The sequence below is a fragment of the Pseudomonas sp. SDT291_1_S447 genome (genome assembly GCF_054070155.1).
In genome coordinates this window covers 41,593-62,997 of record NZ_JBSVXS010000009.1, presented here as the reverse complement: position 1 = coordinate 62,997, position 21,405 = coordinate 41,593, and the positions used below count along the sequence as shown (strand labels likewise).

General features: G+C 57.0%; 26 protein-coding genes and 1 tRNA gene. 20 read left to right on the top strand and 7 right to left on the bottom strand.

From position 1 onward, the window contains the following. The first annotated feature begins 23 nt into the window (after window positions 1-23). Window positions 24-926: a siderophore-interacting protein gene (locus tag ACW9IR_RS05480; RefSeq protein WP_102901223.1), complete on the top strand. Its 903-nt coding sequence runs from the start codon at window positions 24-26 to the stop codon at window positions 924-926. Between the two features lie 52 nt (window positions 927-978). Here ACW9IR_RS05480 and ACW9IR_RS05475 read toward each other — a convergent pair whose 3' ends face one another. From ACW9IR_RS05475 to ACW9IR_RS05465, 3 genes are all read right to left on the bottom strand, one after another. After that, complete coding sequence (locus ACW9IR_RS05475; protein WP_457462069.1) at window positions 979-1,668, bottom strand: endonuclease; 690 nt, start codon at window positions 1,666-1,668, stop codon at window positions 979-981. A 4-nt stretch (window positions 1,669-1,672) separates the two neighbouring features. Further along, window positions 1,673-1,942, bottom strand: coding sequence for a DUF1654 domain-containing protein (locus ACW9IR_RS05470; RefSeq protein WP_166219800.1), 270 nt, complete (start codon window positions 1,940-1,942; stop codon window positions 1,673-1,675). A gap of 196 nt (window positions 1,943-2,138) precedes the next feature. Then, the gene (locus ACW9IR_RS05465; protein WP_034152752.1) at window positions 2,139-3,227 is read right to left on the bottom strand and encodes an asparaginase; all 1,089 of its coding nucleotides are present in this window, start codon (window positions 3,225-3,227) and stop codon (window positions 2,139-2,141) included. 349 nt (window positions 3,228-3,576) lie between these two features. Between ACW9IR_RS05465 and ACW9IR_RS05460 the strand changes: the two genes are divergently transcribed. The 8 genes from ACW9IR_RS05460 to ACW9IR_RS05425 all read left to right on the top strand — a co-directional run bounded on the left by ACW9IR_RS05460 (window position 3,577) and on the right by ACW9IR_RS05425 (window position 11,190). After that, complete coding sequence (locus tag ACW9IR_RS05460) at window positions 3,577-4,023, top strand: hypothetical protein (protein ID WP_457462067.1); 447 nt, start codon at window positions 3,577-3,579, stop codon at window positions 4,021-4,023. A 201-nt stretch (window positions 4,024-4,224) separates the two neighbouring features. Continuing rightward, window positions 4,225-5,181, top strand: a complete 957-nt coding sequence (locus ACW9IR_RS05455; RefSeq protein WP_016984936.1) for a sugar ABC transporter substrate-binding protein — start codon at window positions 4,225-4,227, stop codon at window positions 5,179-5,181. A gap of 56 nt (window positions 5,182-5,237) precedes the next feature. After that, window positions 5,238-6,791, top strand: a complete 1,554-nt coding sequence (locus tag ACW9IR_RS05450) for a sugar ABC transporter ATP-binding protein (protein WP_102901222.1) — start codon at window positions 5,238-5,240, stop codon at window positions 6,789-6,791. Then, a complete protein-coding gene (locus ACW9IR_RS05445) occupies window positions 6,788-7,765 on the top strand; it encodes an ABC transporter permease (protein WP_077571945.1) in 978 nt (325 codons plus the stop codon). The genes ACW9IR_RS05450 and ACW9IR_RS05445 overlap by 4 nt, the downstream gene beginning before the upstream one ends. Window positions 7,766-7,768: 3 nt before the next feature. Beyond that, entirely contained in the window at window positions 7,769-8,788 is a 1,020-nt protein-coding gene (locus tag ACW9IR_RS05440) for a LacI family DNA-binding transcriptional regulator (protein ID WP_095123151.1), read from the top strand. A 24-nt stretch (window positions 8,789-8,812) separates the two neighbouring features. Beyond that, window positions 8,813-9,730 (top strand): ribokinase, encoded by a 918-nt coding sequence (rbsK, locus tag ACW9IR_RS05435; protein WP_150794270.1) that lies wholly within the window; start codon window positions 8,813-8,815, stop codon window positions 9,728-9,730. Next, window positions 9,727-10,131: a D-ribose pyranase gene (gene rbsD / locus ACW9IR_RS05430; protein WP_457462063.1), complete on the top strand. Its 405-nt coding sequence runs from the start codon at window positions 9,727-9,729 to the stop codon at window positions 10,129-10,131. Before rbsK ends, rbsD begins: the two co-directional genes overlap by 4 nt. A gap of 30 nt (window positions 10,132-10,161) precedes the next feature. Further along, on the top strand, window positions 10,162-11,190 hold the full coding sequence (locus ACW9IR_RS05425; RefSeq protein ID WP_457462061.1) for a nucleoside hydrolase: 1,029 nt from the start codon (window positions 10,162-10,164) through the stop codon (window positions 11,188-11,190). 33 nt (window positions 11,191-11,223) lie between these two features. Here the strand turns inward: ACW9IR_RS05425 and ACW9IR_RS05420 are convergent, their stop codons facing one another. After that, window positions 11,224-11,430 carry a hypothetical protein gene (locus tag ACW9IR_RS05420; RefSeq protein ID WP_102901219.1) on the bottom strand — a complete coding sequence of 69 codons (207 nt, stop codon included), beginning with the start codon at window positions 11,428-11,430 and terminating at the stop codon, window positions 11,224-11,226. Window positions 11,431-11,560: 130 nt separating this feature from the next. Here ACW9IR_RS05420 and ACW9IR_RS05415 point away from each other — a divergent pair, with 130 nt between their 5' ends. Both ACW9IR_RS05415 and ACW9IR_RS05410 read left to right on the top strand, forming a co-directional pair. Next, window positions 11,561-11,866: a hypothetical protein gene (locus ACW9IR_RS05415; protein ID WP_007913485.1), complete on the top strand. Its 306-nt coding sequence runs from the start codon at window positions 11,561-11,563 to the stop codon at window positions 11,864-11,866. 169 nt (window positions 11,867-12,035) lie between these two features. Then, on the top strand, window positions 12,036-12,350 hold the full coding sequence (locus tag ACW9IR_RS05410) for an I78 family peptidase inhibitor (protein WP_016984945.1): 315 nt from the start codon (window positions 12,036-12,038) through the stop codon (window positions 12,348-12,350). Between the two features lie 72 nt (window positions 12,351-12,422). On the opposite strand, the gene ACW9IR_RS05405 is transcribed toward ACW9IR_RS05410, so the two are convergent. From ACW9IR_RS05405 to ACW9IR_RS05395, 3 genes are read right to left on the bottom strand one after another with little or no spacing between them, the layout of a single operon-like run. Further along, window positions 12,423-12,635, bottom strand: a complete 213-nt coding sequence (locus tag ACW9IR_RS05405; protein WP_003179963.1) for a cold-shock protein — start codon at window positions 12,633-12,635, stop codon at window positions 12,423-12,425. Beyond that, window positions 12,628-12,954 carry a hypothetical protein gene (locus ACW9IR_RS05400; RefSeq protein ID WP_457462058.1) on the bottom strand — a complete coding sequence of 109 codons (327 nt, stop codon included), beginning with the start codon at window positions 12,952-12,954 and terminating at the stop codon, window positions 12,628-12,630. The genes ACW9IR_RS05405 and ACW9IR_RS05400 overlap by 8 nt, the downstream gene beginning before the upstream one ends. Beyond that, window positions 12,924-13,226, bottom strand: coding sequence for a hypothetical protein (locus ACW9IR_RS05395; protein ID WP_457462056.1), 303 nt, complete (start codon window positions 13,224-13,226; stop codon window positions 12,924-12,926). The genes ACW9IR_RS05400 and ACW9IR_RS05395 overlap by 31 nt, the downstream gene beginning before the upstream one ends. Before the next feature lie 371 nt (window positions 13,227-13,597). On the opposite strand from ACW9IR_RS05395, the gene thrS reads away from it, so the two are divergent. The 9 genes from thrS (at window position 13,598) to ACW9IR_RS05350 (ending at window position 21,050) form a co-directional block, all read left to right on the top strand. Continuing rightward, window positions 13,598-15,520 (top strand): threonine--tRNA ligase, encoded by a 1,923-nt coding sequence (thrS, locus tag ACW9IR_RS05390; RefSeq protein WP_007913488.1) that lies wholly within the window; start codon window positions 13,598-13,600, stop codon window positions 15,518-15,520. Further along, window positions 15,520-16,071 (top strand): translation initiation factor IF-3, encoded by a 552-nt coding sequence (infC, locus tag ACW9IR_RS05385; protein WP_171057393.1) that lies wholly within the window; start codon window positions 15,520-15,522, stop codon window positions 16,069-16,071. Before thrS ends, infC begins: the two co-directional genes overlap by 1 nt. Window positions 16,072-16,131: 60 nt before the next feature. Beyond that, window positions 16,132-16,326: a 50S ribosomal protein L35 gene (rpmI, locus tag ACW9IR_RS05380; protein ID WP_002553160.1), complete on the top strand. Its 195-nt coding sequence runs from the start codon at window positions 16,132-16,134 to the stop codon at window positions 16,324-16,326. A gap of 28 nt (window positions 16,327-16,354) precedes the next feature. After that, window positions 16,355-16,711, top strand: a complete 357-nt coding sequence (gene rplT / locus ACW9IR_RS05375; RefSeq protein ID WP_007913489.1) for a 50S ribosomal protein L20 — start codon at window positions 16,355-16,357, stop codon at window positions 16,709-16,711. A 109-nt stretch (window positions 16,712-16,820) separates the two neighbouring features. Then, window positions 16,821-17,837, top strand: a complete 1,017-nt coding sequence (pheS, locus tag ACW9IR_RS05370; RefSeq protein ID WP_003226365.1) for a phenylalanine--tRNA ligase subunit alpha — start codon at window positions 16,821-16,823, stop codon at window positions 17,835-17,837. Window positions 17,838-17,863: 26 nt separating this feature from the next. Next, window positions 17,864-20,242 (top strand): phenylalanine--tRNA ligase subunit beta, encoded by a 2,379-nt coding sequence (gene pheT, locus ACW9IR_RS05365; protein WP_273916384.1) that lies wholly within the window; start codon window positions 17,864-17,866, stop codon window positions 20,240-20,242. A 3-nt stretch (window positions 20,243-20,245) separates the two neighbouring features. Beyond that, window positions 20,246-20,548: an integration host factor subunit alpha gene (gene ihfA, locus ACW9IR_RS05360; protein WP_002553164.1), complete on the top strand. Its 303-nt coding sequence runs from the start codon at window positions 20,246-20,248 to the stop codon at window positions 20,546-20,548. Next, window positions 20,529-20,885, top strand: a complete 357-nt coding sequence (locus ACW9IR_RS05355) for a MerR family transcriptional regulator (protein WP_003179985.1) — start codon at window positions 20,529-20,531, stop codon at window positions 20,883-20,885. The genes ihfA and ACW9IR_RS05355 overlap by 20 nt, the downstream gene beginning before the upstream one ends. 88 nt (window positions 20,886-20,973) lie before the next feature. After that, window positions 20,974-21,050: transfer RNA gene (locus ACW9IR_RS05350), tRNA-Pro, on the top strand. Window positions 21,051-21,405: the final 355 nt, after the last annotated feature.

Here is a 21,405-nt window from a genome sequence, read left to right as displayed (position 1 = left end):
ACGATTTTCCGAAGGAGCTCCGCATGGCCTCCGCCAATCCTTACAAGCTGTTCGACGTCATCCTGCATCGCAAAACCTTACTCAGCCCGCACATGATCCGGATCACGCTGGCCAGTCCTGCTGTTAAAGAAATGGCCACCTGGGCGCCGGATCAAAGGGTCAAACTGTTTTTTCCTGCGGCTGATGGTTCACCTGCCAGGCTTGCTCAGGGCGAGGGTTGGTACGCCCGCTTCAAGGCAATGATCGCCGATCGACGTCCGGCGATGCGCACCTACACCATTCGCCATTTGCGGGCCGAACAAGGCGAAGTGGATATTGATTTTGTTCTGCACGGTGAAACCGGACCGGCTTCGCGGTGGGCGCTTCGGGCACAGCCCGGTGATTCGATGCAGATTCTCGCTCCGGATCGCCGCTTTTCAGCACAGGACGCCGGCGGATTCGAATGGAAGCCGCCGCAGACTCTCAAGCAGGTTCTGTTGGTCGCCGACGGCACGGCGCTACCGGCGGCCATGGGCATTCTCGATGAGTTGGCCGCTATGGCCGAGCCACCCCTGACGCAGGCGTTTTTCGAAGTCGACAGTGTCGAGGATATGCTGGCAGTTCCCGATTGGGCCGGGCTGACGGTGCAGTGGTTGATCCGAGACCAGGCCAGCGCCGGTACGTTGATGGTGGCGGCGGTACAGAAAGCGGTTCCACCCCTTCATGCCTCATCCATCGGCCAGGCTGTCGAGTTGGCCGAGGTCGATATCGACAAAGAGATTCTTTGGGAAATAGCCGAGACAGCCAGTGAAGGTTTCTATGGCTGGATCGCTGGAGAAAGCGCCGCAGTGATGAGCCTGCGCAGGTACCTGATCAAAGAATGCGGAATCGCGCGGGAGTCGCTCAACCTGATGGGCTATTGGCGTTACAACAAGGCGGGCAGCTAGCCACAAAAAAGGCCTCGGACATGACGTTCGAGGCCTTTTTTCCAGTGGTTGATCAGCCGCAGGCTTTCATGTTCACCGGGCCGACAAATTCATTGCCGCGCCCCATCACGCACGCCACACTCTGATTGCGCTGGCGCTCCCAGTCCTGCACCGGGTAAGTCTTGTCCCAGGCCTCGTACAATTGTCGATCCTGCTTCGACAGGCGCAAGCCGTATTGCTTGCTCATGTAGAAGTAAGTCCGGGCGATCATGCCGCGAATCGACGGGCGAGGCATGACCCTCTTCGCCTTGAAGTCGACCTGGGTCAGGCACGAGCCATACTGCCCGGATTGCACCGGTAGCCAACCGTAGCTGAAGTTGCTGCGGTCTCCGTTGACCTCGCCAATACTTGGCACCAGGTTATGCAGATCGGCTTCAGCTTTCTGATAGCTTGGGTCGTAACGCGTGCAGTTCTTGCGTCCACCTTCCTGCCAGCACTGACGCTGATGGCCGAACTGCCAGGCCGGCACGATGTGTTCCCATTCAATGCGTGATGCACGCTTGGCATTCTTGCGCGGTACGTAACCGCACGCCTTCAGATCTACCTTGTTGCCGGTGTATTTGCACCCGCAATAAAACTCTGTGGACTGCGGCGCATAAAGCTTCCAGGCGACCTTCTTGGCTTCGGTAAAGGTGCGGGGGGCGCCAGCCTGGGCACCCATGGCGATGAACAAAAGCAGCAAAGCAAAACAGCGGACACTCATTGAATCAATCTTCCTTCGGTACAACCCAAAAAATCTGCACGCCACCGTCGTCGCGATAGGCGAGGGTAACGTTGTCGTTTTCGTCGATTTCCTCAAGCAGGCGCTCCCACTCGTCCATCGGCTCGTCCGGCAGACGGAAGATCAGTGCGGCTTTGGCTTTTTGGGCAGTGGGGGAGTTGATGATTTTCTGAACGCGCATGCCCATGCGTTCGTAAGCGTCAGGAGCATCTGGGGAGGTGGCCACGAGGTTATCCTTATTAAGCTGTACGTGCATACAGTATTTAACTGTAAGCATTTTCGCAACTGCTTAAAATTCAAGAAAATCCTCTGACAGCGGTTTTCCGATTTTGGTGTAGGTCGTGTCGAATTTTTTGTTGGAAAAGTGCGAGAGCGTTGTGAGCGATGCACCACCCGCCCGACAGGCGAATGGCGCAGGGTGCCCAATCAAGAATTGATTGGGCGAAGGTCGATCAATATTCCCAGAACATCCGTTGCAGCTCTTTGCTGTCATTGGTTTTGGTCAAAGCGACCATTGCCAGGATGCGGGCTTTTTGCGGGTTCAGGTCGTGAGCGACAACCCAGTCGTATTTGTCGTCAGGCTGCTCGGCGTTACGCAGAACGAAGCCGCCAGCGTTGACGTGGGACGAACGAATGATTTGCACGCCATCCTTGCGCAGTGCTTGCAGCGCTGGCACCACGCGGGAGGATACCGAGCCGTTGCCAGTACCGGCATGGATGATGGCCTTGGCACCGGATTGGGCGAGAGCCTTGTAGGCAGTATCGCTCACGTTACCGTAGGAATAGGCGATTTCTACGTCAGGAAGGCTCTTGATGTTTTTGATGTCGAATTCCGAATCCATGGTGTGACGCTTGGCTGGCAAGCGGAACCAGTAGGATTTGCCTTCAACCACCATGCCCAATGGACCCCAGGCGCTTTTGAACGCTTCGGTCTTGATGTTGATCATTTTGCTGACATCGCGACCGGACTGGATTTCATCATTCATGGTCACCAGTACGCCTTTGCCGTGCGCTTCTTTGCTGCTGGCCACGGCCACGGCGTTGTACAGGTTGAGCATGCCGTCTGCAGACATGGCGGTGCCCGGACGCATCGAGCCGACGACGATGATCGGCTTGTCGGTTTTTTCCACCAGATTGAGGAAGTAAGCGGTTTCCTCCAGGGTGTCGGTGCCGTGGGTGATGACGATGCCGTCGACGTCTTTGCTATCAGCCAGTTCGGCCACGCGACGACCCAGTTGCAGCAGGTTTTCGTTGGTGATGCTTTCCGAGGCAATCTGCATGACTTGTTCGCCACGCACGTTCGCCAGTTTGCTCAGTTCGGGAATGCCGGCGATCAATTGTTCGACGCCGACCTTGGCCGCCTGATAGGTGGCGCTGTTGGCGGCGCTCGCGCCAGCACCGGCAATGGTGCCGCCCGTAGCAAGTACCACGACGTTAGCGAGCTTGGTCTGGGTTTCGACTTCTTTCGCCTGAAGGGCGGTAGGCAGGAGCAGGAGAAGGGCCAAAGCGCCCGGAACCAAAGTGTTGAAAGCAGATTTCATTATTTTTCTCTCTAGTAGTGAGACGGTGCTGATGCAGGTTCATCTAGATGCACCCCAAGCCGATCTGGATGCCCGGAGTACGGTGAAGGGAGCAGGATCTGTACCAGCCGTACTTTGCGTCAGAGAAATGTTTAACTTGATGATTTAAATCAAGATTTTATGAGTCGGCAAATCTTGGATTGAATCGTTCATCCGGGTTTCCGAACAGTCGGCGCTTTCGTGTTCGGCTCTCCGAAAAGGACTACTGCTTTTGTCGGGTGTTTCGAGTTGCCGGTTTCGGTTTTTCTGCTAAAGAAACCCTCGCGCGGGCCGATGGGTGTTCAAGGAAACTAAAACGTAGGGAGTTCACATGTCACTGACGGTCGGTTTTTCAAATCCCGGGGCAGTCACCATCGGCGGCAAAACGGCGGCGACGATCAATGCCTTGAGCGAGGCGGAAGCGGATGCTTCAACCGAGGCGCTGGGCACTGAGAAAGATGAGAGCAATCAGGTCAGAACCGGTGGTGCTGCGCAAGAAGACAGCAAGGCTGAAAGCGGCAGTAACCTGAGCGTTACCGTCAAGATGCTGCTCAAGCGCATGCAGGAATTGCAGAAGCAACTTCAGGAGCAGCAACAGCAACTGGCAGCGGCACAAGCTAAAGCCTATCCGACGCCCGAAGCGAAATCGCAGGCGGTCATGTCCATTCAGGGGCAGATCGCGCAAACCAGTGCCGCGATGGCAGAAGTGGCGGGTGCATTGGTCAAGGAAATGTCCAAGAGCTCCACCAGCGGTAACCTGGTCAGTACCACAGCATAAGCAGCGAAGGGGCGAGTCGGACGATTCGCCCTACAACAAATGACGATTTCTGATTGTTGACAAATGTCGGCGGGATTCGCATAGTTCGGTCTACGCAAACGTTTGCGCGGCTCTCCCCGCATTGTATGGCCCGGAAGAGAGCGATGTAGCTTACGCCAGCGCAAACGTTGCTCACAATAATCATAAGATCGGAGTGAACCCATGAAGCTGCCATTCGCTGGACGTCTTCTTGCTGTCGCTATGCTGGCTGCCACAGCCGCCGCACTACCTGTCTCCTCGGCATTCGCCGAATCCGCCGAAAAACCCAAAGTCGCGCTGGTCATGAAGTCTCTGGCCAACGAATTCTTCCTGACCATGGAAGATGGCGCCAAGGCCTACCAGAAAGAACACTCCGCCGATTTCGACCTGATCTCCAACGGCATCAAGGATGAAACCGATACGGCCGGCCAGACCCGCATCGTCGAGCAAATGATCCTGGCCAAGGTCAATGCACTAGTGATCGCGCCTTCTGATTCCAAGGCCATGGTGCCGGTGATCAAGAAAGCCGTCGATGCCGGCATCACCGTGATCAACATCGACAACCAGCTCGATCCGGCCATCGTCAAAAGCAAAAACATCAGCGTGCCCTTCGTAGGTCCGGACAACCGCAAAGGTGCGCGTCTGGTCGGTGAATACCTGGCCAAGCAGCTCAAGGCCGGTGACGAAGTCGGCATCATTGAAGGCGTCTCCACGACCACCAATGCTCAGCAGCGCACTGCCGGCTTCAAGGATGCGATGGACGCTGCGCAGATCAAGATCGTTTCCCTGCAATCCGGTGATTGGGAAATCGACAAGGGCAACAAGGTTGCTGCGTCGATCCTCAGCGAATACCCGGATGTCAAAGCGCTGCTGGCCGGCAACGACAGCATGGCTGTAGGTGCTGTCTCCGCCGTGCGCGCCGCGGGCAAGGCCGGTCAGGTCCAAGTGGTTGGTTATGACAACATCAATGCCATTAAGCCCATGTTGAAGGACGGTCGCGTGTTGGCCACGGCTGACCAGTTCGCTGCCAAGCAAGCTGTTTTCGGCATCGAAACCGCGCTGAAAATCATCAAGGGCGAGAAAGTCGACAGCGGCGCCAACGGCGTGATCGAAACACCGGTCGAGCTGGTCACCAAGTAAGTCTTCTGGCGACACAACGGCGCTCGTCCGTCCGGGCGAGCGCATGGAGAGTTTTTATGTCAGTTTCCGCCCCGAACGCTGTCCTCTCGGTCAGCGGTATCGGTAAGACCTATGCGCAACCGGTGCTCACCGGCATCGATCTGACGCTGATGCGCGGTGAAGTACTGGCGCTGACCGGCGAGAATGGTGCCGGCAAAAGTACCCTGTCGAAGATCATTGGCGGACTGGTCACGCCGACCACCGGCCAGATGCAATTCCACGGCAAGGACTACCGTCCGGGCAGTCGTACCCAGGCCGAAGAGCTTGGCGTGCGTATGGTCATGCAAGAACTCAATCTGTTGCCGACGCTGTCGGTCGCGGAAAACCTGTTTCTCGACAACCTGCCAAGCAACGGCGGCTGGATCAGTCGCAAGCAACTGCGCAAAGCGGCGATCGAAGCCATGGCGCAAGTCGGTCTCGACGCCATTGACCCGGACACGCTAGTCGGCGAGTTGGGCATTGGCCACCAGCAGATGGTTGAAATCGCCCGCAACCTGATCGGCGATTGCCATGTGCTGATTCTCGACGAACCGACCGCGATGCTCACTGCGCGTGAAGTTGAAATGCTCTTTGAGCAGATCACCCGCTTGCAGGCGCGCGGCGTTTCGATCATCTACATTTCCCACCGTCTCGAAGAGCTCGCCCGCGTCGCACAGCGGATTGCCGTGCTGCGTGACGGCAATCTGGTCTGCGTCGAGCCGATGGCCAATTACAACAGCGAGCAACTGGTTACGCTGATGGTCGGTCGTGAACTGGGCGAACATATCGACATGGGTCCGCGCAAGATCGGTGCCCCGGCGCTGACTGTCACGGGTTTGACTCGCTCCGACAAAGTGCGCGATGTTTCCTTCGAAGTGCGTGCCGGCGAAATCTTCGGAATTTCCGGGTTGATCGGGGCAGGGCGCACAGAACTGCTGCGACTGATCTTCGGCGCAGACGTTGCCGACAGCGGCAGCATTGCCCTCGGCTCGCCAGCGAAAGTCGTCAGTGTGCGCTCGCCAGTCGATGCCGTGCGCAACGGTATCGCGTTGATCACCGAGGATCGCAAGGGTGAAGGCCTGCTGCTGAGTCAGTCGATCAGCGCCAACATCGCGCTCGGCAACATGCCGGAAATTTCCAGTGGCGGTGTCGTCAACAACGGCGACGAAATCGCTTTGGCGCAGCGTCAGATCGACGCCATGCGCATCCGCAGTTCAAGTCCGACACAACTGGTTTCGGAATTGTCCGGCGGCAACCAGCAGAAAGTCGTGATAGGCCGCTGGCTGGAGCGTGACTGTTCGGTGCTGCTGTTCGACGAACCGACCCGCGGCATCGACGTCGGTGCCAAGTTCGACATTTATGCCCTGCTCGGTGAACTGACGCGCCAGGGCAAAGCGCTGGTGGTGGTGTCCAGTGACCTGCGTGAGCTGATGCTGATCTGCGACCGGATCGGCGTGCTGTCGGCAGGGCGCTTGATCGACACCTTCGAGCGCGATAGCTGGACCCAGGATGATTTGCTTGCCGCCGCGTTCGCCGGCTACCAAAAACGTGATGCGTTGCTCAACGAAGCGGCGCCTAGGGATCTCCCATGAAAACTGCATCTCCTGCCGGCAAACGTAGTGGCAACTTCTATGGTCTGGGCACTTATCTGGGTCTGGCCGGTGCCTTGCTGGCGATGATTGCGCTGTTCTCGGTCTTGAGCAGCCACTTTCTGTCCTATAACACCTTCAGCACCCTGGCTAACCAGATTCCTGACCTGATGGTGCTGGCGGTCGGCATGACCTTCGTGTTGATCATCGGCGGCATCGACTTGTCCGTGGGTTCGGTGCTGGCGCTGGCGGCATCGACGGTCAGCGTCGCCATTCTCGGTTGGGGCTGGGGCGTGTTGCCGTCAGCGTTGCTCGGCATGGCCGTGGCGGCGCTGGCCGGTACCGTAACTGGTTCGATTACTGTTGCGTGGCGTATTCCATCGTTCATCGTCTCCCTGGGCGTGCTGGAAATGGCTCGGGGTCTGGCGTATCAGATGACTGGATCGCGCACTGCGTACATCGGTGATTCGTTTGCCTGGCTGTCGAACCCGATCGCGTTCGGCATCTCGCCGTCGTTCATCATTGCCTTGCTGGTGATCATCATTGCTCAAGCGGTTTTGACCCGCACCGTATTCGGTCGCTACCTGATCGGCATCGGCACCAACGAAGAGGCGGTGCGTCTGGCGGGGATCAATCCGAAACCCTACAAGATTCTGGTGTTCAGCCTGATGGGCCTGCTGGCCGGTGTCGCCGCGCTGTTTCAGATTTCCCGTCTGGAAGCCGCTGACCCGAATGCCGGTTCCGGTCTGGAGCTGCAAGTGATCGCCGCGGTGGTGATTGGCGGTACTAGCTTGATGGGCGGACGCGGTTCGGTGATCAGCACGTTCTTTGGCGTATTGATCATCTCGGTACTGGCGGCGGGTCTGGCTCAGATCGGCGCGACCGAGCCGACCAAACGTATCATCACCGGCGCCGTCATCGTGATCGCGGTGGTGCTCGACACTTATCGCAGTCAGCGCGCCAGTCGCCGGGGCTAAGACATGGCAACGATCAAGGACGTGGCAGCTCTCGCGGGAATTTCCTACACGACGGTGTCGCATGTGGTGAACAACACCCGGCCGGTCAGTCAGGAGGTGCGGCTGAAAGTCGAGGCGGCGATCAAGAGCCTCGACTATGTGCCGAGCGCGGTGGCGCGCTCGCTGAAGGCCAAGACCACTGCAACCATCGGCCTGCTGGTGCCGAACAGTCTCAACCCGTACTTCGCGGAACTGGCGCGGGGCATCGAGGATTACTGCGAGCGTAACGGCTACTGCGTGATCCTTTGCAACTCCGACGACAACCCCGACAAGCAGCGCAGCTATTTGCGCGTATTGCTGGAGAAGCGCATCGACGGTCTGATCGTTGCTTCCGCAGGTGGTGACAGCGGTCTGGCGCAAGGGCTGGCTGGCGTAAAAACGCCGATGGTCATCGTCGACCGTGGTCTGGACGGTGTCGATGCCGATCTGGTGCGCATCGATCACGAATATGGCGCCTACCTCGCCACCCGGCACTTGCTGGAATTGGGTCACCGCGACATTGCCACTATTGGCGGTCCGGCCAGTACCAGCGTGGCGCAGATGCGTCTGGCGGGATATTGCCGTGCGCTGAAAGAGGCGGGCGTTGAGGTCCGCCAGGAGCGCATGCTGGAAAGTGATTTCACCAGTACCGGCGGCTACAACGCGGCGGCGACGCTGCTGGAAAGCAATCCGCCGAGCGCGATTTTTGCCGGTAACGACATGATCGGTATCGGCGTGCTGCGTGCGGCGGCGGAGCGCAATGTTCGCGTGCCGAGCGAGCTGTCAGTGATCGGCTTCGACGATATCCAGATGAGTCGTTACGTGTATCCGGCACTCACCACGGTAGGGCAGTCGATCCTGCAACTGGGTGAGATGGCCGCCGAAGTGCTGTTGCGAAGGATTGCTACGCCGACTCTGGGTACCGATCAGCGGATCGTGACCCCGAGTATTGTCTTGCGCGAATCGACCGCACCGTTGTCCGGCGTGTTCACCGAATACCGCTGAAACCGAATTGACGAGTAATGATGTATGCCAGCAAATGTAGTGGTAATAGGCAGCCTGAACATGGATCTGGTGACTCGGGCGCCGCGGCTTCCGGTAGGCGGTGAAACGCTGATCGGTCATTCCTTTGCCACGGTTTCCGGTGGCAAGGGCGCCAATCAGGCGGTGGCCGCCGCGCGTTTGGGCGCACAGGTGGCGATGGTGGGCTGCGTTGGCAATGACGACTATGGCGTGCAATTGCGTGACGCCTTGTTGGCCGAGCAGATCGATTGTCAGGCAGTGAGTACAGTCAATGACTCCAGCGGCGTGGCGCTGATCGTGGTCGATGACAACAGTCAAAACGCCATTGTTATCGTCGCCGGCGCCAACGGCGCAATGACGCCCGCGGTGATCGACCGGTTTGATGCGGTGCTGCAAGCCGCCGACGTGATTATCTGCCAGCTCGAAATTCCGGATGCCACGGTGGGACATGCGCTCAAGCGTGCGCGTGCACTGGGCAAAATTGTCATCCTCAATCCGGCACCGGCCAGTCGTGCACTGCCGGCAGACTGGTTTGCCGCAATCGACTACCTGATTCCCAACGAGAGCGAAGCGACCGTGTTGAGCGGATTGCCGGTGGACTCGCTGGAAAGCGCAGAAAGTGCCGCCAGCCAACTGATCACTATGGGGGCGGGTAAAGTCATCATTACCCTCGGTGCTCAAGGTTCGCTGTTCGCTAACGGCCAGAGCTTTGAGCATTTCCCGGCGCCGAAAGTGAAGGCTGTCGACACCACCGCCGCCGGAGATACTTTTGTCGGTGGCTTTGCGGCGGCGCTGGCCAATGGCAAATCCGAGGCCGAGGCGATTCGCTACGGGCAGATTGCCGCCGCGCTGTCGGTAACTCGCGCCGGTGCACAACCGTCCATTCCAATCCAATCCGACGTACAGGCCTTTAAACCCGCATGAAAAAGACTCCTCTGCTTAACGTCGCACTGTCGCGGCTGATCGCGTCTCTGGGCCATGGCGACATGGTGGTCATTGGTGATGCCGGGCTGCCAGTGCCGCCGGGGGTCGAGCTGATTGATCTGGCGCTGACCCATGGCGTCCCGGATTTCATAAGCACCCTGAAAGTCGTGCTCAGCGAGATGCAGGTGGAAAGCCATGCACTGGCCAAAGAAATCTTCGACAAGCAACCGACCGCACTGACTGCGCTGGACGCGTTGAATGAAGAGGGCGCTTTGGGGCGTCGCGATCTGCTCAGTCATGAGCAATTCAAGGTGCTCAGCCGACAGGCTCGGGCGATTGTTCGTACAGGCGAATGTCAGCCGTACTGCAACATCGTGCTGGTCGCTGGAGTCACCTTTTAACTTTTGATTCACAAGCACAAGGAATGCGCCATGCAACGCTATGCTCAGAAACTGCACCAACTGCTACGGAGCCTGCTGCTTTTGTCCGTTATCTCTGCGACCGGCGCTCACGCGGCGGAAAAAATCGACCTGATTATCGACACCGACCCGGGGGCCGACGACGTAGTCGCTTTGCTGTTCGCGCTGGCATCGCCGGACGAACTGAACATTCGCGCGCTGACCACCGTAGCCGGCAACGTGCGCCTCGAAAAGACGTCGCGTAACGCACGACTGGCTCGCGAGTGGGCAGGGCGCGAAGACGTACCGGTTTATGCCGGTGCGCCGAAGCCGCTGATGCGCACCCCTATCTACGCCGAGAACATCCATGGCAAGGAAGGCCTGTCGGGTGTCACCGTGCACGAACCGAAAAAGGGTCTGGCTGAAGGCAATGCAGTCAACTACCTGATCGATACCCTGAAAAAAGCCAAGCCGCACAGCATCACTATCGCCATGCTCGGCCCACAGACCAACCTGGCGCTGGCGTTGATCCAAGAGCCTGAAATCGTTCAGGGCATCAAGGAAGTGGTGATCATGGGTGGTGCGCACTTCAACGGTGGCAACATCACTCCGGTGGCTGAATTCAACCTGTTTGCTGACCCGCAAGCGGCCGAAGTGGTCCTGAAAAGCGGCGTGAAACTCACCTACCTGCCACTGGACGTGACGCACAAGATCCTCACCAGTGACGCACGCCTGAAACAGATCGCTGCGCTGAACAACAACGCCAGCAAGATAGTCGGCGATATCCTCAACGAGTACATCAAGGGCGACATGGAGCACTACGGTATTCCGGGTGGCCCGGTGCATGACGCTACCGTTGTGGCCTATCTGCTCAAGCCGGAACTGTTCACCGGTCGTTCGGTGAATGTCGTGGTGGATAGCCGTGAAGGGCCGACTTTCGGTCAGACCATCGTCGATTGGTACGATGGCCTGAAAGCGCCGAAGAACGCTTTCTGGGTGGAAAATGGTGACGCGCAAGGCTTCTTTGACTTGCTGACCGAGCGCCTGAAACGCCTGAAGTAAACCATTCGCCCGCAGGTGCCAGCCTGCGGGTTTTTACACCCTCTCAGTGTGTTCGTTCTGTTCGCTCGGATAGCGTTCGAAAATCTGCTTGATGAATTGCTTGGCTGCTTCCGTGCCCAGCTCTTTGACCAATAGATCGATACCAATAAGCGCCAGTTCTTCTGTGGTTCCCGGGCTGTAGGAACTGTGGCCGTCTGCCCATTTGGCTTTGATGTCGGCGTCGATGCTTATGGTGGTCATGGGAGCGCTCAAAGGTCGGAAGGTCTATGCATCGAGTTAACCATTTTGTCGGGCCTTTGGCACTGCGACTTAGGCATGAGCGGAGCGCTATGCGACACTTGGTCTTTTAAGGCTTTTCAAGGACCGTGCTGTGCAGATCGATTTGAACACCCCTGACGGCCTCACGCTCGACGCTGTGCGCCAGTTGCTTGCCTCGGCCAGTGATGACGAACACACGCAGCTGCGCGTGACCAAGGGCGGTATCGCTTACATTTCTTCCGGCGTTACCGGTGGGCAGGATATCGATGGTTTGCTGTTTCGCCTGGAAACCTGGGCTAAAGGCTCGGGCTACGTGGGCAATGTCGCGGCCAGTGACGAGGTGTGGGTGATGCAGATTTTCAATGCGCTGAAGGACAACTGGCCGAATCCACCGTATGACTACATCGACGTCTATTGAGCGCCGTTAATATTCAGTCACGATTGATTGATGAAGTGACGCATGCCGCTCAGGCACACTCGGCGTTTTTCCAATCGTGGGGCAGGGTGATGGCCTTGGCTGTGAAACCAAAAGCCGGAATGGCGGTCGCACGATCTCAGCTTAACCATTTTGAAAACAAGGAGGCTTCATGCCTTTGAAGTTCGCGACACTGGGTGCACTTATGGCCGCTGCCATGTTGGCCGGTTGCAGCACGACCTCCAGCGAGTCGGCAAAGGATCCTGTGGCACCCGAAGCCGGTAGCCGCTGTGAAGCCACGGCGGCGGAATTCGCCATTGGCAAGAAAGCTTCGCCCGCATTGCTGGAGCAGGCGCGTGCCAAAGCCGGCGCGCAAAATGCCCGTTTCCTCAAGCCCGATGACATGATCACTCTGGAATACCGCTCTGATCGCCTGAATCTGAACACCGACAATAATCTGGTGATCACTCGCGTCAACTGCGGCTGATCACACAGCGCTTTTGTTGCAGGCATAAAAAACCCCGTCACATGGACGGGGTTTTTTTAGTGCGCCGAGAAATTACTCTGGGCGAACCTGTGCAGCTTGCATACCCTTTTGGCCTTTCTCAGCCACGAAAGAGACGGTCTGGCCTTCTTTCAGGCTTTTGAAACCGTCGGATTCGATAGCTTTGAAGTGTACGAACAGGTCGTCACCGCCACCTTGAGGAGTGATGAAGCCGAAGCCTTTTTCATCGTTGAACCACTTAACGGTGCCGGTTTGGCGATTAGACATGGTGTATCTCCAAGAAACATATATTTTTCAGTACTGTGCTGCTCAGGCCAACTGGGCACACCCGGGTATCATAGTCGAAATGTTCGCTTTGGTAGCCCCCCGGACGTGCTGTTTGCCAATCAGTCGTGTTTTCTTTACTGCCTGTTTCTGCTGAAAGCCCCGGTTTACAAGGCTTTGCGCGGAACGTAAAGACAATAAAAAAACCTGTAAAACCTGCATAAATCGTCCAAAAAGGCTCAAATTCAGCCATTTTTAGCGGCGCTGAGCCAACTCGGAAGACTTTTTTGATCACTTTTTCGCCGGAGTATTTGCTTTGCATTTGGCGATTTGGCCCAGTGCTTTCTGCTGCAGCTCAGGGCTAGCCTTATTGTCCATCAGGGACTGAATGTCGGCTGCAGGATAAGACTTGATGGCATCAGCGCCACAAGCGCAGTGCGATTTGGCCGCAGCAGCGCCAATTTGCGGAGTCGCCGCTTGGGTGCACTGCGCCATGTACTTCTCGCGCTCGCCCTTAGGCCAGTCGGCGTGGGCAGTCAGCGGCAGCAACATAACGATAGGGGCGACGACGGCGAACAGGGTATTCAGACGCATGCGAGGATGCTCCTTGTGGGTCAATGTCTTGTTATCTGAGGGCTGAAGGGGCCATCAAGTTCAGCACTCTGGCATAAAAACAGACGATTTGCCTTGTGATCAAACAGAGGCATAAGTGACCGCTCATCTGTGCTAGCATGCCGGGCTCAAGCGTTCTCAGGCTCCGGAAGACCTTCAGTCCCGGTAGCGGTCGACGTGCGAATATTTCGATTTGAATCCCAGTCACTCTGGTTCGGTTTTCCGGTTGGCCGCAAGGCTCCTGCCGCTGTAAGGCAGGCGTTCGTCATTGAATGGCCTGGATCGGATCTTGTACTGGCTCATCCCAACCCACGTGACCTTTGGTAGGGGTCACCACTAGGAGAGGAGGCGCCATGCCAACTATTACTCTTCCCGACGGCAGTCAACGTTCATTCGATCACCCGGTTTCCGTAGCCGAGGTCGCCGCATCCATTGGTGCCGGTCTGGCCAAAGCTACTCTGGCCGGCAAGGTCAATGGTCAACTGGTCGACGCCAGCGACATCATCAGCAGCGACGCGACCCTGCAAATCATCACGCCAAAGGATGAAGAGGGGCTGGAGATCATTCGCCACTCTTGCGCTCACCTGGTTGGCCACGCGGTCAAGCAGCTGTACCCGACTGCGAAAATGGTCATCGGGCCGGTCATCGACGAAGGCTTCTATTACGACATCGCCTTCGAGCGTCCTTTCACTCCGGACGACATGGCTGCCATCGAACAGCGCATGCAACAGCTGATCGAAAAAGATTACGACGTCATCAAGAAAGTCACTCCGCGTGCCGAAGTGATCGAAGTGTTCAAGGCCCGTGGCGAAGACTACAAGCTGCGTCTGGTCGAGGACATGCCGAACGAGCAGGCCATGGGTCTGTACTATCACGAAGAATACGTCGACATGTGCCGCGGTCCGCACGTGCCGAACACGCGTTTCCTGAAATCCTTCAAGCTGACCAAGCTGTCCGGTGCCTACTGGCGCGGCGACGCCAAGAACGAGCAATTGCAGCGCGTTTACGGCACCGCTTGGGCAGACAAGAAGCAGCTGGCGGCTTATATCCAGCGCATCGAAGAAGCTGAAAAGCGCGATCACCGCAAGATCGGCAAGCGTCTGGGCCTGTTCCACACCCAGGAAGAATCCCCGGGCATGGTGTTCTGGCACCCGAACGGCTGGACTCTGTACCAAGTGCTCGAGCAGTACATGCGCAAGATCCAGCGCGACAACGGCTACCTTGAGATCAAAACCCCTCAAGTCGTTGACCGCAGCCTGTGGGAGAAATCCGGGCACTGGGCCAACTACGCCGACAACATGTTCACCACGCAGTCGGAAAACCGCGACTACGCGATCAAGCCGATGAACTGCCCTTGCCACGTGCAGGTGTTCAACCAAGGCCTGAAGAGCTACCGCGAGCTGCCGATGCGTCTGGCCGAGTTCGGTGCCTGCCACCGTAACGAGCCGTCGGGTGCGTTGCACGGCATCATGCGCGTACGTGCGTTCACTCAGGACGACGCCCACATCTTCTGCACAGAAGAGCAGATGCAGGCTGAATCCGCTGCATTCATCAAGCTGACCATGGACGTTTACCGCGACTTCGGCTTTACCGATGTCGAGATGAAACTGTCCACTCGTCCGGAAAAACGCGTCGGTTCCGACGAACTGTGGGATCGCGCCGAAGCTGCATTGGCTGCGGCCCTTGATTCTGCGGGCCTGCCGTACGATCTGCAGCCGGGCGAAGGTGCGTTCTACGGTCCGAAGATCGAGTTCTCACTGAAAGACTGCCTTGGTCGGGTCTGGCAATGTGGTACTCTTCAGCTCGATTTTAACCTGCCTGTCCGTTTGGGCGCTGAATACGTCTCCGAAGACAACAGCCGCAAACACCCAGTGATGTTGCACCGTGCGATCCTCGGTTCCTTCGAGCGTTTCGTCGGGATTCTGATCGAGCACTACGAAGGTGCGTTCCCTGCTTGGCTCGCGCCAACGCAGGCGGTGATCATGAATATCACTGATAAACAGGCAGATTTTGTTGCAGAAGTTGAAAAAACTCTCAACGAAAGCGGATTTCGTGCCAAGTCCGACTTGAGAAATGAAAAGATCGGCTTTAAAATCCGCGAGCATACTTTGCTCAAGGTTCCCTATCTTTTGGTTATCGGAGATAAGGAAGTCGAGATGCAGACTGTCGCTGTGCGTACTCGTGAAGGTGCTGACCTGGGCTCGATGCCCGTCGCCCAGTTCGCTGAGTTTCTCGCGCAAGCGGTTTCCCGGCGTGGTCGCCCAGATTCGGAGTAATTATTATTAAGCGTGAAATGAGACAAGATAAACGAGCTGCACCGAAAGCCCCGATCAACGAGAATATCTCGGCACGCGAGGTTCGGTTAATTGGCGCTGATGGCGAGCAGATTGGCATCGTCTCGATTGATGAAGCGCTTCGTATTGCTGAAGAAGCAAAGCTTGATCTGGTAGAAATCTCCGCAGACGCAATCCCACCGGTTTGCCGGGTGATGGATTACGGCAAATCGATCTTCGAAAAGAAGAAACAGGTTGCTGCGGCGAAGAAGAACCAGAAGCAGATTCAGGTAAAAGAAATCAAGTTTCGTCCAGGGACGGAGGAAGGGGATTACCAGGTAAAACTGCGCAACCTGGTACGTTTCCTGAGTGATGGGGACAGGGCCAAGGTATCCTTGCGATTCCGCGGCCGTGAGATGGCCCACCAGGAGCTGGGGATGGAACTCCTCAAGCGGGTTGAAGCTGACCTGCTCGAGTACGGTTCGGTCGAACAGCATCCTAAGATGGAAGGACGCCAGCTGATCATGGTCATCGCCCCGAAAAAGAAGAAGTAATCAACAGGGCACGGCAGGCCTTCTGATTATGTTTATCAACTGAATGCGGAGTATCCGAACATGCCAAAAATGAAAACCAAAAGTGGTGCTGCTAAGCGGTTTCTGAAAACTGCTAACGGTATCAAGCACAAGCACGCTTTCAAGAGCCACATCCTGACTAAAATGTCGACCAAGCGTAAGCGTCAACTGCGCGGTAGCAGCTTGCTGCATCCGTCTGACGTGGCAAAAGTCGAGCGCATGCTGCGCCTTCGTTAATTTTAGTCAAGAATAGAGGAAGTAACTCATGGCTCGTGTAAAGCGTGGCGTCATTGCCCGTAAGCGTCACAAAAAAATTCTGAAACTTGCTAAAGGCTACTACGGCGCACGCTCCCGCGTATTCCGTGTTGCCAAGCAAGCGGTAATCAAGGCAGGCCAATACGCCTACCGTGACCGTCGTCAGAAAAAACGTCAGTTCCGCGCTCTGTGGATCGCTCGTATCAACGCTGGTGCTCGTGTTAACGGTCTGTCCTACAGCCGTTTCATCGCTGGCCTGAAAAAAGCGTCCATCGAGATCGACCGTAAGGTTCTGGCTGATCTGGCAGTGAACGAAAAAGCGGTGTTTGCTGCGATTGTCGAGAAAGCTAAAGCCACCTTGGCTTAAGTACCCCCGACAATCACCCGGCCTCACTTCCGTGGGGCCAGGTGGTAAACGTCTTAAATAGGGGAAGAGCCTTCAAGCTCTTCCCCTATTTTGTATCTGGAGTCTGTACATGGAAAACCTGGATGCGCTGGTCTCTCAAGCACTAGAGGCTGTGCAAAGCGCTGAAGATATCAATGCCCTGGAGCAAATCCGGGTTCAATACCTTGGCAAAAAGGGTGAATTGACTCAGGTGATGAAGACCCTGGGGAATTTGCCGGCAGAAGAGCGTCCGCAAGTCGGCGCCCTGATCAACGTTGCCAAGGAACGTGTTACAGGCGTTCTCAATGCGCGCATGGCTCTGTTTGAAGAAGCCGAACTGGCTGCCAAACTGTCCGCCGAATCCATTGACGTGACATTGCCGGGCCGTGGCCAGACCTCTGGTGGTCTGCATCCGGTGACCCGGACTCTGGAGCGTGTAGAGCAGTTCTTCACCCGCATCGGCTACGGCATTGCAGAAGGCCCTGAGGTCGAAGACGACTATCACAACTTTGAAGCGCTCAACATCCCAGGCCATCACCCGGCCCGGTCGATGCATGACACCTTCTATTTCAACGCCAACATGCTGCTGCGCACCCATACCTCGCCGGTACAGGTCCGCACCATGGAATCGAAACAGCCGCCGATCCGCATCGTCTGCCCAGGCCGCGTATATCGCAGCGACTCCGATATCACCCACTCGCCGATGTTCCATCAGGTCGAAGGCCTGCTGGTTGATCGCGACATCAATTTTGCCGATCTCAAAGGCACCATCGAAGAATTCCTGCGGGTGTTCTTCGAAAAAGAGCTGGCCGTACGTTTCCGCCCTTCGTACTTCCCGTTCACCGAGCCATCCGCTGAAGTCGATATGGAATGCGTGATGTGCAGCGGTAAAGGCTGCCGCGTGTGCAAGCAGACCGGCTGGCTGGAAGTGATGGGCTGCGGCATGGTTCACCCGAACGTGCTGCGCATGTCCGGCATCGATCCGGAAGAGTTCTCCGGTTTTGCTTTCGGTATGGGCGTCGAGCGTCTGGCCATGCTCCGTTACGGCGTGAACGACTTGCGTCTGTTCTTCGACAACGACTTGCGGTTCCTCGCGCAATTTCGCTAGTCGTAACGAATTCTTAGGAGAGCAGGATGAAATTCAGTGAACAATGGCTGCGTGGCTGGGTTAGCCCGCAGGTAAATCGCGACGAGCTGGTTGCTCGTCTGTCGATGGCTGGCCTTGAGGTCGATAGCGTGACCCCGGCCGCCGGTGTATTCAGTGGCGTGGTCGTGGGCGAGGTGCTGAGCACCGAGCAACACCCTGATGCCGACAAGTTGCGCGTGTGCCAGGTCAGCAATGGTGCGGAAACCTTTCAGGTCGTGTGCGGAGCGCCAAACGTGCGTCCGGGCCTGAAGATTCCGTTCGCCATGATCGGTGCTGAGCTGCCGGGCGATTTCAAGATCAAGAAGGCCAAGCTGCGCGGCGTTGAGTCCAACGGCATGCTCTGCTCGCAATCCGAGCTGCAGGTCGGTGAAGGCAATGACGGTCTGATGGAGCTGCCGGCCGATGCGCCGGTGGGCGAAGATTTCCGTGTGTACCTGGATCTGGAAGACGCCAGCATCGAGGTCGACCTGACCCCGAACCGCGGCGACTGTCTGTCCCTGGCCGGTCTGGCCCGTGAAGTTGGCGCGCTGTACGACGCGCCGGTGACCCGTCCGGTGGTCATGACCATTCCTGCCGTGCACGATGAAGTGCGTTCGGTAGAAGTGCTGGCGCCAGCAGCATGCCCGCGTTACCTGGGTCGCGTTATCCGTAACGTTGATCTGTCCAAGCCGACGCCGCTGTGGATGGTGGAACGTCTGCGCCGCGCCGACGTGCGCAGCATCGACGCAGCCGTCGACATCACCAACTATGTGATGCTCGAACTGGGTCAGCCACTGCACGCTTTCGATCTCGCCGAAATCAATGGCGGCATTCGTGTGCGCATGGCAGAAGAGGGCGAGAAGCTGGTACTGCTCGACGGTCAGGAAGTCAGCCTGCGTAGCGATACGCTGGTGATTGCCGACCACACCCGCGCGCTGGCGATTGCCGGTGTCATGGGTGGTGAGCACAGCGGTGTCTCCGCGACCACTCGCGACGTATTCCTGGAATCCGCATTCTTCGACCAGATCGCTGTCGCTGGCAAGGCTCGCTCCTACGGCCTGCACACCGATGCATCGCACCGCTACGAGCGTGGCGTTGACTGGCAACTGGCCCGTGAAGCCATGGAGCGCGCCACTGGCCTGCTGCTGGATATCACTGGCGGCGAAGCCGGCCCGATCATCGAGACCGTCAGCGAGCAGCATCTGCCGTCGATCGCTCCGATCACCCTGCGTTCCCAGCGCATCACCCAGATGCTCGGTATGGAAATGGATTCCGCTCAGGTCGAGCGTTTGCTCGGCGGCCTGGGTCTCGGTATTTCCGCCGACGGTGAAGGCCAGTGGCGCGTAGAAGTGCCAAGCCATCGCTTCGACATCAGCCTGGAAGTCGATCTGATCGAAGAACTGGCCCGTCTGTACGGCTACAACCGTCTGCCGGTTCGTTACCCGCAAGCGCGTCTGGCGCCGCAAGCCAAAGCCGAAGCGCGTAGCGATCTGCCGGAACTGCGCCGTCTGCTGGTGGCTCGTGGTTATCAGGAAGCGATCACTTACAGCTTCATCGATCCGCGTCAGTTCGAACTGTTCAACCCGGGCGTTGAGCCGCTGTTGCTGGCCAATCCTATTTCCAATGACATGGCTGCCATGCGTTCGTCGCTGTGGCCTGGCTTGGTCAAAGCGTTGCAGCACAACCTCAACCGTCAGCAGGATCGCGTGCGTCTGTTCGAAAGCGGTCTGCGCTTCGTTGGTCAGCTCGAAGGTCTGAAGCAAGAGCCGATGCTGTCCGGCGTGGTTTGCGGTAGCCGTCTGCCGGAAGGCTGGGCGCAAGGTCGCGACACTGTCGATTTCTTCGACGTCAAAGCTGACGTGGAAGCGGTGCTGGGCTTCGCCGGTGCACTGGATTCGTTCACTTTCGCTCCGGGCAAACACCCGGCGCTGCACCCGGGTCAAACCGCGCGCATCGAGCGCGAAGGACGTGAAGTCGGTTTCATCGGTGCTATTCACCCGGAATTGTCGAAAGCCTTGGGTCTGGATCGTCCAGTTTTCGTTTTCGAGCTGGTTCTGGCTGAAGTGGCACTCGGTAAAATGCCGAAATTCCACGAGTTGTCGCGCTTTCCTGAAGTGCGTCGTGACCTTGCACTGATTGCGCATAAAGACGTCGCGTCCGCAGCCGTACTGGACGTAATCCGTGAAAATGCAGGCGAATGGCTCACAGATCTCAGGCTGTTTGACGTGTATCAGGGTAAAGGTATTGATCCTGATAGAAAAAGCCTTGCAGTTGGCTTGACCTGGCAGCATCCATCGCGCACTCTTAATGACGATGAGGTGAATTCGACGACGCAAAATATCCTCACCTCGCTCGAACAAAGGTTGAACGCCACGTTAAGGAAGTGACGTATGGGGGCTTTGACGAAAGCTGAGATGGCGGAACGTCTGTATGAAGAGCTGGGCCTGAACAAGCGGGAAGCCAAGGAATTGGTCGAACTGTTTTTCGAGGAAATCAGGCACGCTCTTGAAGACAACGAGCAGGTCAAATTGTCCGGTTTCGGCAATTTCGACCTTCGGGACAAACGCCAGCGGCCTGGCCGCAACCCGAAAACGGGGGAAGAAATCCCGATCACGGCTCGCCGTGTGGTCACCTTTCGTCCAGGGCAGAAGTTGAAGGCCCGAGTTGAGGCTTATGCTGGAACCAAGTCATAACGACGAACTACCCGTCATCCCGGGCAAACGCTACTTCACCATCGGTGAAGTCAGCGAGCTGTGTGCCGTAAAGCCACACGTGCTGCGCTACTGGGAGCAGGAGTTTCCTCAACTCAACCCCGTCAAACGCCGCGGAAACCGCCGGTATTATCAGCGCCAAGACGTGCTGATGATCCGGCAGATCCGCGCGCTCCTTTACGATCAAGGTTTCACCATCGGCGGCGCACGCTTGCGTCTGTCCGGCGATGAAGCCAAAGACGACACGACCCAATACAAGCAGATGATTCGGCAGATGATTGCCGAATTGGAAGATGTGCTGGTGGTTCTCAAGAAATAAAAAGCAGCGTTTGAATACTTCCAGTTTTCAAAAGCTTGCGCTATATTCTTGAGCGTTCTTCGAGGTGAAGAACGGTTGCAGAACCAGTCGGGGCGTAGCGCAGTCCGGTAGCGCACTAGCATGGGGTGCTAGGGGTCGAGTGTTCGAATCACTCCGTCCCGACCATATTTTTCAATGACTTAGCCCAATCTGAAAAGGTTGGGCTTTTTCATGTCTGAAAAATACCCCCACATTTACCCCCACGGACTTTTCTGACTATTTTTTATTTGGCTAAAGCTGGCAGAACCGGATAAAGGTTAGTCTTCAACAATATTTCAAAACGACACGGTGGTAGAGCAAGCGGCTTGGTGATTATCCTGGAGCGCTTTGGTCGCGAGATGGAAGGTAGATGTCGTGATGGCTATTTGATATTCTTGAGTGCATTGTCAAACTCCAAGGCAGTTATTGAGTTAGGCTATGCCCTCCGGCATTGTATAAATTTACCGTCATTTTCGAGGTTGGCCGTCAGGTTTCACAGCGC